This is a genomic window from Corynebacterium sp. TAE3-ERU16 (genome assembly GCF_019209935.1).
Taxonomy (GTDB): domain Bacteria; phylum Actinomycetota; class Actinomycetes; order Mycobacteriales; family Mycobacteriaceae; genus Corynebacterium; species Corynebacterium antarcticum.
Genome location: NZ_JAHUTN010000004.1, coordinates 147328 through 161392, shown reverse-complemented (window position 1 = coordinate 161392; position 14065 = coordinate 147328). Strand labels below are relative to the sequence as shown.

The window sequence follows — 14065 nt, the reverse complement described above, 5'->3', positions numbered from 1 at the left end:
CGACCGTCACTGATCCAGTTCGTCGGCGAGACCGGCGATGATGCCGTCGAGGATGTCCTTCTCGGAGATCACCATGGAATCTGCGCCCGCGACGTCGCGGGCGAAGTCGATGATGCCCTGGACGACGACGGACCCACCGCCGAGGACGTCCGCGCGGCCCGGGTGGATGACCGGATTCGTGGCCCGCTGCTCCGAGGTCTCGGCGATGAGGTGGTCCGTGAGAACCTTGAGCGCGTCGAAACGGAGAACGGAGCCGTGGATCGCGCTGGCGTCGTAGCTCTCCAGACCCAGGGCGAGTGCGGAGAGTGTCGTGAACGTTCCCGCGCAGCCCACGAAGGTACGGGTGCGATCCACGGGGACGATGGCCCGGACCTGTTCGAGCCGCTCCGCGACGTACTCGCGGGCGATCTCGATCTCGGTGTCGGTGGCCGGATTAGAGCGCATGATCCTCTCGGTCACGCGGACGCAGCCCATCTGGGCCGAGTGACTGCCGAGGATGCCGTCACCGATGGTCCCGACGACGAATTCCGTGGATCCTCCCCCGAGGTCGATCACGCAGAACGGTCCGGTCTCCGGGGGCAGATCGGCGACCGCGCCGCGGAAGCTCAGTGCGGCCTCTTCCTCGCCGGTGATGACCTCGGCGACCGCCCCGGGTTTGATCCGCCCGAGGAGCCGGCGGGTCATCCGGAAGAAGTCCTCGCGGTTGTGGGCGTCGCGGGTGGCGGAGGTAGCGACCATGCGGACATCGGCCACGCGTTCGATCTCCATGATCTCGACGTAGCGTTCGAGGGCCGCGCGGGTTCGTTCGAGGGCCGCGGGTGACAGTTCACCGTTCGCGTCGACGCCTTCCCCGAGCCGGACGATCTCCATGGCCCGGTGGATCTCCCGGGTCTGCCCGCCACCGACCTCACAGATCAGCAGCCGGAGGGAGTTGGTTCCGCAGTCGATCGCCGCGAGGCGGGTCATTTCCGGACCTCCGCGTGGGTGAAGTCGAACTGTTCGATGTCGATGCCGAGGTCGGCGCAGGAGGGCCAATCGGCGGGAATGGCGGTTCCACGCAGCCCGGCGTGTTCGGCGGCCAGCGCGACGGCCTCGTCGCCGAGCCGGAAGTGGCCCGCCCCCTCGGCGAGGGCGTAGGCGATGAGGACGTGGAGGCACTTGACGCGCTCGGGCATCCCGCCGCCGGAGAAGTCTGTGCCGAGATCCTCGAGGGCGTTGCGCCGTTCGAGGTAGTGGCGGTGTGCCGCGTCGTAGTCGGCGGCGAGCGTCAGGTCGTCTTTGAGGCGGTCACTCATCCACTTCATGACGTGCGCGACCTCGAGACGCGATGCCTCGGCGGTGAGTCGGGGGTCGGTGAGGTAGTACAGCGTCGGGAACGGGGTCCCGTCCGGCAGGCGCGGCGCGGTGGTGACGACACCGGGTTCCCCGTCCGGACAGCGGTAGGCGATGTCGATGACTCCGCGGGGTTCGCGACCGAGCTGTTCGGTCACCCGGGCGATGTCGGCGTCGTTGACTGTCATTGATGTGTTCTCCTTGTCGCCCCGGGCTGCGGGGTGGTCAGATTCTGTCAGTCCGCGGGGGCGGGGGCGGGCTTTGCCTCCGGTGGTGCGGGAACCGCGGTCGGCAGGTTGCCCTTCGCGTTCTCGTCGAGTGGTTCGGGGTCCGGGGCGGTGCCGGGGAGACTGACCCCGGCGTCGCGGTCGGCGACCGAGTTCCACAGCACATCCCACCAGGGTCCGCTGACCGTCGGTGCGGTGTCCTCCCCTCCACTGGTGGTGGCGGTGGCTGTCGTGATCTCCGGATCGATGATCCGGAAGGGGGTCTCCCCCGGTTCGATGACTCCGAGGCGCTGCCGGGCCTGCTCGCGGATGTATGCCTCGGAGCGGTACTTCTCGATCTCGTCGACGAGGGCGTCGCGGCGTTCGGTGCGCTCGGCGATCGAAGCGCTGAGCCGGGTGATCTCCGCACGCTGCTGGAAGTAGTTGCGCACGGGGACCGCGATCATGACGAGTACGAGGATGAGTACGAGGATCAGGATCGCGACCTGGACCGCGCTGAACCGCCCCCGTTTTCCACGCGCACCTGACGGCACCGCCGCCCTACCGGGTCGCTGTCCTGATGTTCTGCGGCTGGTCACGGGTACCCGTTTCCGCCGCATGTGCGCTTGATTCACCATTGTCCGTCGATTCTACCGCGCGGGCGCGTGGCCGTGCGAGCCCCGGGACACGGACAGGCCCGGACGCCCCCTCTGGCGGGGTGTCCGGGCCTGTTCCTGCGCTTCAGCGCCGGGTGTTACTTCCTGAACCGCGGGAACGCGGAGCGGCCGGCGTAACGTGCGGCCGGTCCGAGCAGCTCCTCGATGCGGAGCAGCTGGTTGTACTTGGCGACACGCTCGGAGCGGGCCGGGGCACCGGACTTGATCTGGCCGCAGGACAGTGCGACGGCGAGATCGGCGATGGTGGTGTCCTCGGTCTCACCGGAGCGGTGGCTCATCATGCAGCGGTAGCCGTTGCGGTGGGCGAGCTCGACTGCGTCGAAGGTCTCGGAGAGGCTGCCGATCTGGTTCACCTTGACCAGCAGGGCGTTGGCGACATCGTTGTCGATGCCCTTCTGCAGGCGCTCCGGGTTGGTGACGAAGAGGTCGTCGCCGACGATCTGGACCTTGTCGCCGAGTTCGGCGGTGATGGCCTTCCAGCCCTCCCAGTCATCCTCGTCCAGCGGATCCTCGATGGAGACGATCGGGTACTTGGCGACGAGGTCGGTGTAGACCTTGCTCATCTCCTCGGCGGTGTGCTCGCCACCCTCGAAGTGGTACTTGCCGTCCTTGTAGAACTCGGAGGCGGCGACGTCGAGGGCCAGGGCGACGTCCTCGCCCGGGGTGAAGCCGGCCTTCTCGATGGCCTCGACGATGAGGTCGATGGCCTCGGCGGTGGACCCGACGGAGGGAGCGAATCCACCCTCGTCACCCAGGCCGGTGGACAGGCCCTTCTCCTTGATGACGCCCTTGAGGGTGTGGTAGACCTCCGCCCCCATGCGCAGTGCCTCGGCGAAGCTGGAGGCACCGATGGGGGCGATCATGAACTCCTGGCAGTCGACGCCGGAGTCGGCGTGGGCGCCGCCGTTGACGATGTTCATCATCGGGACGGGGAGGATGTGGGCGTTGGGCCCACCGATGTAGCGGAAGAGCGGGAGACCGGCGGAGTCGGCGGCGGCGTGTGCGACGGCCATGGAGACGCCGAGGATGGCGTTCGCGCCGAGCTTGGACTTGTTCGCGGTGCCGTCGGCGTCGATCATGACCTGATCGATCTCGCGCTGATCGTCGGCCTCCATGCCCGCCAGCTCGTCGACGATGGTCTCGTTGACGGCCTCGACCGCCTTGAGGACACCCTTGCCCTGGTAACGGTCGCCGCCGTCACGCAGCTCGTGTGCCTCGTGGACTCCGGTGGACGCGCCGGAGGGGACGGCCGCCTTGCCTGCGGAGCCGTCGGAGAGGACGACCTCGCACTCGACGGTCGGGTTGCCGCGGGAATCCATGATCTCGCGGGCGAATACGTGCATGATCTCAGCCACAGTGGCCTCCTATGCCTTTTGGGTGCTGCTTCGATTGTCGTTCTACGTGGCGCCGCACAGGCCCTCAACCGAAACACACCACCCGGGCAGTACCCCACACAACCGGAAATAACCGGGCGTTTTAGGGAGATGTATCCCGGAGGGATCTGATGGTCGGCGACCATGCGGAACGCTCACCTTCAATTGTTCCATGAAATCCCCCGACGCGCCGCAGGACCACACATCCGGGCACCACGTCACACCGCCGTCACACCGGTGGCTGGCGGAGCGCGTAGGCCGCCGCGGCGTCCCGGACCTTGATCAGGTAGTCGGCGGAGTTGTTGTAGGACCGGATGGCCTGCGTCCACCCTTCCGGGGTCGCGAGGTCACGGTCGTGCGCACAGAGCAGTCGCGCGGCCGCGAGTGCCGCGTCGTCGATCTGCTGGGGGTCCGCGACGCCGTCTCCGTCGGCGTCGCGTCCGTAGATCCGCCAGGACGAGGGGATGAACTGCATCGGACCGACCGCGCGGTCGAACTCGGTGTCGCCGTCGAGCCGGCCGCCGTCGGTGTCCGGCACCCGGGCCAGTCCGGGGCCGCCGTCCAGGGGGACCCCGATGATCGGCGGGTCGACGATCCCGCCCTCACCGATCCGCGAGCCCCCGAAGATCTTTCCGGAGTATGTCCCGTGGCGGGTCTCGACCTGGCCGATTCCGGCGAGGGTGTTCCAGGAGAGATGGCAGTTCGGCCAGCTCTGCTGGGCGATGAGGGTCGCGTTGCCGTACGCCTGCACCGCGGCGACCGGAATACCGGTGTCAGCGGCGAGCGGTTCGGCCCAGAATCCGAGTTTGAGTGAGGTCCGGCCCGGAGCATTCACGTCGATCTGCGGGACCGCCTCACCCACCGCGGGCGGGACGTTGTCGGGTACGGGCTGCAGTTGCCTGATCGGGCTGGGACCATCGAGGAAGGACAGGACCCAGCCGACGAACGCGACGACCATCACCACGGCCAGGACCGAGGTGAGGCCGGCGACGAAGGTTCGGCGGACTGCGGATCTCATAGCGGCGAATTCTACCCATGCCGCTCCTCCCGGATGCGAGCCGTCCGGATTTCGTACTCCGGCAGCCCCCTCCGGTCGTTCTCCCTCATTCCGGTGGCCCAACGGATCGCGGTTCCGACCGGCATTCGCCACCGGGCCGCAGGGAATGTGCGCCGGAGGAGAACCGGAGGAGCCGTTCTCCCCGTCAGCTCCCCGGTGCGGACGGGACCGCCACCTGACTCACCGTCCCCGCGGCCACATCACCGTTCGACACCCTCGGGGCTCTCCCGGGACGGACACCGCCGCGGAGGTGTGCCGCACCGATCCGGGGACCGCACTCCCGACCCGCACGGTGGGGCCCGGGGCGGGGCGACGGATCACCCGCCCCGGTTCTTCGCGGCCCGCCACAGTTTCTCCTGCCGCCCCACGGGGACCGTGGTTCTCGTCCCGTCGAACAGGTAGGGCGCCCTGCGACGCAGTTTCGAGGTGAAGGAGTCGGCGACACCGTCGAGGTCGAAGTCTCCCCGGCGCGCGGCGATCTCCGCGTGGAAGAGCACCTGGAGCAGCACGTCCGCCAGCTCCCCGCGGAGTTCGACGGCGGTGCCGGCGCCTTCGGCGTGGGCCCGCACGGCGTCCGCGAACTCCTCGGCCTCCTCCCGGAGATAGGGGAGCAGACTGACGTGGTCCTGGTTCCGCTCCCACTCGCCGATGTCGAGCGCCCTGGTCATCACCGCCCGGGCCGCCGCGATACCCGATGCTCCCGGCCCGCGGATCTCCTCCCCCGCGGCCGACCGGCGCAGGACCTCCGGAGAACCGGAAGAGGTGTCCACCCAGACCGTCGCCGGTGTTCCCGTCCGCAGTCCGTGGCCGAGCACGAGTTCCCGCACGGAATCGGGGACGGATTCACCGAATGCCACGGTGTCCCCCGCCTCGGCGGCGGCGGTGATCACCTCCGCCGGAACCAGCGTCGGCGAGGCGGGGTCGAGCAGCAGAACCGTCATGCGGACATCGTAGCGGCGCGGGTCATCCCCCGATCGAGATGATCCCGGGTTTCCGGCCGCCCGCGCCCGCCTTCCCGCCGGTGACGTCCATGGTCGGCACATCGAACATCGCGGAGAGGAAGTCCGCGCACCACTGGATGAGGGCCACGTCGCGCAACGGCGGATCGGTGACCTTCCTGCCGGCCTTCGGGAAGCTCAGCTGGATGGCCTTCGCCGCGGCCCGGTAGTTCGATCCCGGGTAGAGGCGTTTCAGCCGGACCTGCTTCGAGTCCGGCAGATCGACAGGGTGCACCTTGATCCGGGTGCCCTGGACCCCGATGTCGGTGATTCCCGCGGCGCGGCACTGGTGTCTCAGCCGCGCGACGGACAGCAGCCGCTCGACCTCGAGGGGAACGGGGCCGTAGCGGTCCTCCATCTCCTCCACCGCGAGCCGCAGGTCCGTCTCCGACTGGGACTGGGCGAGCTTCCGGTAGACCTCGAGGCGCAGCCGCTCGGAGTTGATGTAGTTCTCCGGGATGTGTGCGTCGACGGGGAGGTCGACCCGGATCTCCTTCGGTGCCTTGTCCGTCGCGTCCAACGGTTTCCCGTCGGCGATGGCGCGGTACATCTCGACGGCCTCACCGACGAGCCGGACGTAGAGGTCGAAGCCGACACCGGCGATGTGTCCGGACTGCTCCGCGCCCAGCACATTGCCCGCTCCGCGCATCTCCAGGTCCTTCATGGCGACGGCCATACCGGCGCCGAGATCGTTGTTCTGCGCGATCGTCGCCAACCGGTCGTAGGAGGTCTCGGTGAGCATCTGCCCCTTCGGGTAGAGGAAGTACGCGTAGCCGCGCTCCCGGGAGCGACCCACCCGGCCGCGCAGCTGGTGCAGCTGACTCAGGCCCATGTGGTGGGCGTTCTCGACGATGAGGGTGTTGGCGTTGGCGATGTCGAGACCGGTCTCGACGATGGTCGTGCACACCAGCACGTCGTACTCGCGGTCCCAGAATCCCTGGACGGTCTGCTCGAGCTGTTCCTCGGCCATCTGTCCGTGGGCGACGACGACCCTCGCCTCCGGGATGAGCTCACGCAGCTGCGCGGCACGCTTCTCGATGGTCTTGACCTTGTTGTGCACGTAGAAGACCTGGCCGTCGCGCAGCAGCTCGCGCCGGATCGCCGCCGCGATCTGCCTGTCCTCCTGCGCACCGACGTAGGTGAGAACCGGGTGCCGGTCCTCGGGAGGGGTGAGGATCGTCGACATCTCGCGGATCCCGGCCATCGACATCTCCAGGGTCCTCGGGATCGGGGTCGCCGACATCGTCAGCACGTCGACGTGGGTGCGCAGTGCCTTGATGTGTTCCTTGTGCTCCACACCGAAACGCTGTTCCTCGTCGACGATGACGAGTCCGAGGTTCTTCCAGCCCACACCGGTCTGGAGCAGTCGGTGGGTGCCGATGACGATGTCGATCGTCCCGTCCTTCAGCCCCCGGAGGATCCGCTTCGAGTCGGCGCCGGAGGTGAACCGCGACAGTCCCTCGACGGTGACGGGGAATCCGTCCATCCGCTCGGTGAAGGTAGCCAGGTGCTGCTGGGCGAGCAGTGTCGTCGGGACGAGGACCGCGACCTGACGACCGTCCTGCACCGCCTTGAACGCCGCCCTGACGGCGACCTCGGTCTTGCCGTAGCCGACGTCTCCGACGACGACCCGGTCCATGGGCACGGGTTTCTCCATGTCCTCCTTGACCGCGTCGATGGCGAGCATCTGGTCCTCGGTCTCGACGTAGGGGAAGTTGTCCTCCATCTCCCGCTGCCAGGGGCTGTCCGGCGCGAACGGGTGCCCCGGGGAGCCCTGACGCTTCGCGTAGAGCTCGATGAGCTCACCGGCGATCTCCCGGACGGCGGACCGGGCCTTCTTCTTGGTGTTCTTCCAGTCCGAACCGCCCATCTTCGACAGTGCGGGTTTCTCCCCGCCGACGTAGCGGGAGAGCAGGTCGAGGGCGTCCATCGGGACGTAGAGCTGGTCGCCCGGCCCGCCGCGCCGCGACGGCGCGTACTCGATGACCAGGTACTCCCGGCGGGATGTGCCGTCGCCCGTGGTGATGGTCCGCTCCGTCATCTCCACGAAACGGCCGATGCCGTGGGACTCGTGGACGACGAGATCCCCGGGCTTCAGCGCCAGCGGGTCGACCTTGTTGCGTCGCTTCGCCGGACGCCGCTTGGCACCGGCGATGTCACCGACGCGGTTGCCCGTCAGGTCGGTCTCGGTGATCACGACCAGCGGGAGGGCTGCCGTGTCCTTCAGTTTGCGGACCTTCGGGAACACCAGGCCCGCGTGGCTCAGGGCCCGGTAGAGGGTGACCTCGCCCGGGGACGGCTCCCACCCGGGCGTCGCCACGTGCGTGGGGATCCCCTTCTCCCGGAACCTCTCGGTCATCCGCTTGACCGGTCCGGCGCCCGGCGCGATGAACGCCGCGCGTCCCCCGGCGCGGGTGTGTTCGAGGAGCAGCGCCATCATGGCGTCGATCTCCTTGAGGTCCCCGCGCGGTGTCGGGCCGGGGGCGAAATCGAGCGGGAGTGTCTCCGATTCGGCGGCGTCCCCGAGCATCCCGGCCGGCCCGAACGTCCACCACGGGGACCCGACTGCGCGGGCGGAGACCTCGAGCGACTCCCAGGAACGGTAGGACCCGGCGGACAGGTCGAGGCCCTCGGCGGCGACGGGGCCGGTCGCCCCCATGGCGGCGGCCTCCCAGCCTGCGGCGAGGAACTCGTCGTCGGTGGTGATCAGGTCGTCGATGCGGGTCCGGATCTTCTCCGGGGCGCACGCGAGAACGTGGGTGCCCTCGGGCATGAGTTCGGGGAGGCTGATCAGTGGGGTGTCGGTGAGTACCGGGATCAGCGCCTCCATACCGTCGGCGGGCTGTCCCTCACCGAGCGCGGTGAGCAGCTCGACCAGGGTGGCGTTGCCCGGGTGGCTGACCGCGAGTTTCCGGGCCCGGTCGGAGACAGCGGCATCGACGAGCAGTTCGCGGCACGGATAGATCTCCACCTCCCCGACCTCGAGTTCGGAGATGGTGCGCTGGTCCGCGACGGAGAACTGGCGGACGTCGGTGATCTCGTCGCCCCAGAATTCCACGCGCACCGGGTAGTTCAGTGTGGTGGGGAAGATGTCGATGATGCCGCCGCGGGTCGCGAACTCGCCGCGCCGCGCGACCATGTCCACGTGCCGGTAAGCGCGGCTCACCAGCTCGCGGACGAGGGTGTCGAAGTCGTACTCGCGTTCCTCGGCGAGGACCACCGGATCGCGACCGGCGGCGGTCTCGAGCACGGGCTGGCAGAAGCCGCGCGCCGCGGTCACGACGACGCGCAGGCGTCCCGCGGAGAGATCGTGCAGGACCTTCGCCCGACGCCCGACGGTGTCCACCCCGGGGCTCAGCCGTTCGTGCGGCAGCGTCTCCCAGGACGGGAACCACGCGACCCGCTCCCCCAGCATCGCGCTCAGCTCCGCGGTGAGATCCTCCGCCTCCCGGCCGGTGGCGGTGACGACCAACAGCGGTGCGTGGTGCGCGAGAGTCCCGATCATCCAGGGCCGGACCTGGTCGATCCCCGTCACATGCAGACGGGATTCCCCGATCTGGCCGACCAGTCCCTTGAGCTTCGGGTCGGTCGCGGCGATCTTGAGCAGACCGGAGAGCGCAGGTGTCGACGCGGACGGTTTCTCGGGCAAAGTGACTCCTGACGTGACGTTCCGGGGCGCTGGGCCCCGTCGTTGATGATTGCCGGTGGATGCGCCGGGCTAGCTGCCGGCCCCCTGGGCCTCGGGATCCACGGCACCGCCGGATTCCCCCGTCGTGCCCGCGGCTCCGGTCTCCGGGGCATCGTCCGAGGTGCCCATGGTGCGCAGCCGGGGCACGGCCTCCATCCCGGCCAGACCATTCCAGCAGAGGTTGACGATGTGCGCGGCGACCTCTTCCTTGGGGGGTTTCCGGACGTCCAGCCACCACTGGGCGGTCGTCGAAACCATACCCACCAGCGCCTGACCGTACAGCAGCGCGTAGTCCGGGTTGAGCCCCGAGCGGGTGAATGCGTGCGCGAGGATGTGTGCGACCTGTCCCACAGCGTCGTTGAGCATCGTCGAGTAACTGCGTTCGGCGCCGGGGGTCAGGTCACGGACGAGGATCTGGAATCCGTCGGTGTGCTCCTCCACGTAGCTGAAGAGCGCGAGTACGACGCGCTCGATGCGTTCCCGCGATCGTCCCGTGGACAGCGATCCCGTGATCAGGGCCTCCAGCCGCAGCATCTCGCGGTCGACGACGACGGCGTAGAGCCCTTCCTTACCCCCGAAGTGCTCGTAGACCACCGGCTTGGACACCCCCGCGCGGGCGGCGATCTCCTCGACACTGGTGGCCTCGAAACCGCGTTCGGCGAACACTTCCCGACCGACCCTGATCAACTGCTCACGACGCTGCTTGCCGGTCATCCGCTGCCTCACCATGGTGATGATCCTACCGCCCCACCGAATCGGGAGACCGCCCTCCCGTACGGTAGAGTCTCAAGCGCCGCGAACTTCCGAGCGGCGTTTCCCCGTGGTGTAATTGGCAACACTCTGGTTTTTGGTACCAGCTTTCCAGGTTCGAGTCCTGGCGGGGAAGCCTGGCCGTCCACCCCGTGGAGAATCTGGGCCCGGGGCTTTGACCCGACTCCGTCGAGCCCCGTTCGGAGCCCGGTTCCGGAAGCCGCGTGGACACGGATACCGGCTTTGTCGCGGTTGTGCCCGCCGGAGTCCTCCCCGGACGGTTCGTTCATCGGCCGGTGGTATTCCCCGACGTTCCCCGGCTGTTCCCCCTCCGTTCGGCCACCTGTGGCCTCCGGGTCATCCCGGGGACGCTGACCCTGGCCGGGGTGAATCTCCGGAGCTCCGGTAGCGTGGGAGTGAACGAATCCGTCTTTCACACCCCACGATCGGAGCCCCCATGACAGAGATCCCCTCTGACGATGTGGCCGTCATCATCCTCGCCGCCGGAGCCGGCACCAGGATGAAATCCGCGACGCCGAAGATGCTGCACCGCGTCGCCGGGCGCACCATGCTCGCCCACGCCCTGCACGCGGCGGCGGGCCTGCGGCCGGCCGACATCATCACGGTCGTCGGGCATCAGCGGGACAAGGTGATCCCGGCGGTGGCGGAGGAAGTGCCCGCACTCGAGGCGGCCTACGGCACCACATCCGTCGGGATCGCGCGCCAGGAGGAGCAGAACGGCACCGGACACGCCGTCGCCTGCGGCCTGGAGGAGCTCGCCCCCGACTTCACCGGCACCGTCGTGGTCACCACCTCCGATGTGCCGATGATCAACTCGGAGACCCTGCGCGCCCTGGTCGAGGAACACAACACCAAGCCGCGCGCCGCGGTCACAGTCCTCACCGCCACCGTCGACGACCCGACGGGGTACGGCCGTATCGTGCGGACCGCGGACGGCGAGGTCACCCGGATCGTGGAGCAGAAGGACGGCACCGCGGACGAGCTCGAGATCACCGAGATCAATTCCGGCGTCTACGCCTTCGACGCGGAGCTCCTGCGCACCGCGGTCACCCAACTGGACACCGACAACGCGCAGGGCGAGTTCTATCTCACCGACGTCATCGGCATCGCCCGGGACAACGACCGTTCCGTGCGGGGGCACCGCCTCGATGACGCGTCCATCATCGCCGGAGTCAACGACCGGGTGCAGCTCGCGGACATCGGTGCCGAGTTCAACCGGCGCCTGTGCGAGGCGGCGATGCGCGGGGGCGCGACCATCGTCGACCCGGCCTCGACCTTCATCGACATCGACGTGCGGATCGGCCGGGACGTCATCATCGAACCCGGCACCCAGCTGCGCGGCCGGACGGTGATCGGCGACAACTGCACCATCGGCCCCGACACCACACTGACCGACATGGTGGTCGGCGAGGGCGCCTCCGTCATCCGCACGCACGGTTCCGAATCGGAGATCGGCCCGCGGGCCACGGTCGGCCCGTTCACGTTCATCCGGCCGGGGACGTCCCTGGGCGAGAAGGGCAAGCTCGGCGGCTTCGTGGAGGCGAAGAACGCGACGATCGGTCGCGGATCGAAGGTGCCGCACCTCACCTATGTGGGGGACGCGACGATCGGCGAGGAATCGAACATCGGCGCGTCCAGTGTCTTCGTCAACTACGACGGCGTCAACAAACACCACACCACGATCGGCAGCCACGTGCGCACCGGCAGTGACACGATGTTCATCGCACCCGTGACCGTGGGTGACGGGGCCTACTCCGGGGCGGGTACAGTGATCAAGGATGACGTCCCGCCCGGGGCACTGGCCGTCTCCGGCGGCCATCAGCGCAACATCGAGGGTTGGGTGCGGCGCAAACGGCCCGGCACCCCGGCAGCGGACGCCGCCGAACGCGCAGCAGCGCAGCTCAGCGTCAACAATCAGGAAGGCGAAGCAGAATAGACATGTCTGCCCAGTGGATCGACAACCAGAAGAACCTCATGCTGTTCAGCGGGCGGGGAAACCCGGCGCTCGGCGAGGCCGTGGCGCGGGAGCTCGGCGTCCAGCTGACCCCCACCACCGCCCGGGACTTCGCCAACGGCGAGATCTTCGTCCGCTTCGAGGAGTCCGTCCGCGGCTGCGACGCCTTCGTGCTGCAGTCGCACAGCCAGCCGCTGAACAAGTGGCTGATGGAACAGCTCATCATGATCGACGCACTGAAGCGCGGCTCGGCGAAGCGGATCACCGCGATTCTGCCGTTCTACCCGTACGCCCGCCAGGACAAGAAGCACCGCGGTCGCGAGCCGATCTCCGCCCGCCTGGTCGCGGACATGCTGAAGACCGCGGGTGCCGACCGGATCGTCTCCGTGGACCTGCACACCGATCAGATCCAGGGCTTCTTCGACGGGCCGGTCGACCACATGCACGCCATGCCGATCCTGACCGAGCACATCAAGAAGAACTACAGCCTGGAGAACATCTGCGTCGTCTCCCCCGACGCCGGTCGCGTGAAGGTCGCCGAGAAGTGGGCCAACACCCTGGGCGGCGCACCGATGGCGTTCGTCCACAAGACCCGCAGCGTCGACGTCGCCAACCAGGTCACCGCGAACCGTGTCGTCGGTGACGTCGCGGGCCGCACCTGCGTGCTGCTGGACGACATGATCGACACCGGTGGAACGATCTCCGGCGCGGTCGGGGTCCTTCGCGAAGCCGGTGCCGGTGACGTCATCATCGCCACCACGCACGGCGTGTTCTCCGGTCCCGCCCGCGAGCGTCTGTCCCGCTGCGGTGCCCGTGAGGTCATCGCGACCGACACCCTGCCCCAGAACACGGACGGCTGGGACAACCTCACGGTGCTGTCCATCGCCCCGCTCCTGGCGAAGACGATCCACGAGATCTTCGAGAACGGATCGGTGACCACCCTCTTCGAGGGCCAGGCCTGATCCACCGCCACCGACCACGCCCCCGGGCCGCGGCACATTGTGTCCGGTTATTGTGTCCGGTTCCGGGGGCGTGGTACTGTCATCAGCGTCTCGGCGAGGGCCGATCCCACGGATCAGCCGTTATCGACGCGATGTGACGCATGAAGCGCCCCACCTCCGTACGCGGAGGACGGACAGCCTGCGATGACTCGACGAGAACCCGGGTCCCGCAGGCTTTTGTTGTGTCTGCGTCCGGGACCACACATAACTGTCCAACCAACGCCCAGGAGAAACACCATGGCCATCAACAAGGCTATCCCGCTCGAAGCAGCACCCCGTACCGAGTTCGGCAAGGGCGCGGCGCGCCGCGCCCGCCGCGACGGCCTGATCCCCGTCGTGATCTACAGCAAGTCCATCGATGAGCCGCTGCACGTCACCGTCGACCGTCTCGACTTCACCGCGATCATCCGCAACCACGGCGTCAACGCCGTCGTCGACGTCGACATCGAGGGCGAGAAGCAGCTCGCCATCGTCAAGCACCTCGACCAGAACGTCCTGACCTTCAACATCGACCACGTCGATCTCCTCGCCATCTCCCGCGGCGAGAAGATCGAGGTCGAGGTCCCGGTCGTCCACACCGGTGAACCGGCTCCGGGCGCCATGGTCATCCAGGACGCCGACGTCCTCGCCGTCGAGGCTCCCGTGCTCTCCATTCCGGAAGAGTTCGAGATCGACATCGAGGGTCTGGAGATCGGTACCCAGATCACCGCCGCCGACGTCAAGCTGGAGGAGGGCATCACGCTGGTCTCCGATCCCGAGACGCTGATCATCAACATCGTCGAGCCCGAGGAAGAGGAGCTGCCGGAGCCCGAGGGCGAAGATGGCGAAGGCGACGCCGAGGGAGATTCGGTCGAGGCCACCGAAGAGGGCCCGACCAACGACAGCGAGTAGTCTCCTGTCACGGACGGGCTGAACCGCCCGCCCGACTGAACACCCGCTCCGGGGCATCCCGACCGCACACGTGGTCGGTGGCCGCCGGGGCGGGTTTTCCGCTGTGCACGGGGTGTC

General features: G+C 68.2%; 11 protein-coding genes and 1 tRNA gene. 4 read left to right on the top strand and 8 right to left on the bottom strand.

All coding sequences use genetic code 11. The features are described from left to right. Positions 1-6: 6 nt before the first annotated feature. The 8 genes from KRX55_RS05830 to KRX55_RS05795 form a co-directional block, all read right to left on the bottom strand. Positions 7-966 carry a Ppx/GppA phosphatase family protein gene (locus KRX55_RS05830; RefSeq protein ID WP_218406837.1) on the bottom strand — a complete coding sequence of 320 codons (960 nt, stop codon included), beginning with the start codon at positions 964-966 and terminating at the stop codon, positions 7-9. After that, on the bottom strand, positions 963-1520 hold the full coding sequence (locus tag KRX55_RS05825; RefSeq protein WP_218406836.1) for a DUF501 domain-containing protein: 558 nt from the start codon (positions 1518-1520) through the stop codon (positions 963-965). The genes KRX55_RS05830 and KRX55_RS05825 overlap by 4 nt, the downstream gene beginning before the upstream one ends. A 47-nt stretch (positions 1521-1567) precedes the next feature. Beyond that, positions 1568-2176, bottom strand: a complete 609-nt coding sequence (locus KRX55_RS05820; RefSeq protein ID WP_255567596.1) for a septum formation initiator family protein — start codon at positions 2174-2176, stop codon at positions 1568-1570. Between the two features lie 116 nt (positions 2177-2292). Beyond that, on the bottom strand, positions 2293-3570 hold the full coding sequence (gene eno, locus KRX55_RS05815; protein ID WP_218406835.1) for a phosphopyruvate hydratase: 1278 nt from the start codon (positions 3568-3570) through the stop codon (positions 2293-2295). Positions 3571-3817: 247 nt separating this feature from the next. Then, entirely contained in the window at positions 3818-4606 is a 789-nt protein-coding gene (locus KRX55_RS05810) for a lytic transglycosylase domain-containing protein (protein WP_218406834.1), read from the bottom strand. 356 nt (positions 4607-4962) lie between these two features. Continuing rightward, entirely contained in the window at positions 4963-5586 is a 624-nt protein-coding gene (locus KRX55_RS05805) for a MazG nucleotide pyrophosphohydrolase domain-containing protein (RefSeq protein ID WP_218406833.1), read from the bottom strand. Between the two features lie 22 nt (positions 5587-5608). Beyond that, entirely contained in the window at positions 5609-9292 is a 3684-nt protein-coding gene (gene mfd / locus KRX55_RS05800) for a transcription-repair coupling factor (RefSeq protein WP_218406832.1), read from the bottom strand. A gap of 69 nt (positions 9293-9361) precedes the next feature. Next, positions 9362-10060 (bottom strand): TetR/AcrR family transcriptional regulator, encoded by a 699-nt coding sequence (locus KRX55_RS05795; RefSeq protein ID WP_218406831.1) that lies wholly within the window; start codon positions 10058-10060, stop codon positions 9362-9364. A gap of 85 nt (positions 10061-10145) precedes the next feature. On the opposite strand from KRX55_RS05795, the gene KRX55_RS05790 reads away from it, so the two are divergent. From KRX55_RS05790 to KRX55_RS05775, 4 genes are all read left to right on the top strand, one after another. Beyond that, positions 10146-10217: transfer RNA gene (locus tag KRX55_RS05790), tRNA-Gln, on the top strand. Positions 10218-10538: 321 nt separating this feature from the next. Further along, positions 10539-12038, top strand: coding sequence for a bifunctional UDP-N-acetylglucosamine diphosphorylase/glucosamine-1-phosphate N-acetyltransferase GlmU (gene glmU, locus KRX55_RS05785; RefSeq protein ID WP_218406830.1), 1500 nt, complete (start codon positions 10539-10541; stop codon positions 12036-12038). Between the two features lie 2 nt (positions 12039-12040). Further along, positions 12041-13018: a ribose-phosphate diphosphokinase gene (locus tag KRX55_RS05780; RefSeq protein WP_218406829.1), complete on the top strand. Its 978-nt coding sequence runs from the start codon at positions 12041-12043 to the stop codon at positions 13016-13018. Between the two features lie 282 nt (positions 13019-13300). Beyond that, positions 13301-13948: a 50S ribosomal protein L25/general stress protein Ctc gene (locus KRX55_RS05775; protein ID WP_370625768.1), complete on the top strand. Its 648-nt coding sequence runs from the start codon at positions 13301-13303 to the stop codon at positions 13946-13948. The last annotated feature ends 117 nt before the right edge of the window (positions 13949-14065 follow it).

Excerpts from the sequence above, each read along its gene's own strand:
- glmU (WP_218406830.1), top strand. The coding sequence starts at position 10,539 with ATGACAGAGATCCCCTCTGACGATGTGGCCGTCATCATCCTCGCCGCC.
- KRX55_RS05825 (WP_218406836.1), bottom strand. The coding sequence starts at position 1,520 with ATGACAGTCAACGACGCCGACATCGCCCGGGTGACCGAACAGCTCGGT.
- KRX55_RS05830 (WP_218406837.1), bottom strand. The coding sequence starts at position 966 with ATGACCCGCCTCGCGGCGATCGACTGCGGAACCAACTCCCTCCGGCTG.
- KRX55_RS05805 (WP_218406833.1), bottom strand. The coding sequence starts at position 5,586 with ATGACGGTTCTGCTGCTCGACCCCGCCTCGCCGACGCTGGTTCCGGCG.
- KRX55_RS05795 (WP_218406831.1), bottom strand. The coding sequence starts at position 10,060 with ATGGTGAGGCAGCGGATGACCGGCAAGCAGCGTCGTGAGCAGTTGATC.
- KRX55_RS05780 (WP_218406829.1), top strand. The coding sequence starts at position 12,041 with ATGTCTGCCCAGTGGATCGACAACCAGAAGAACCTCATGCTGTTCAGC.
- KRX55_RS05820 (WP_255567596.1), bottom strand. The coding sequence starts at position 2,176 with ATGGTGAATCAAGCGCACATGCGGCGGAAACGGGTACCCGTGACCAGC.
- KRX55_RS05810 (WP_218406834.1), bottom strand. The coding sequence starts at position 4,606 with ATGAGATCCGCAGTCCGCCGAACCTTCGTCGCCGGCCTCACCTCGGTC.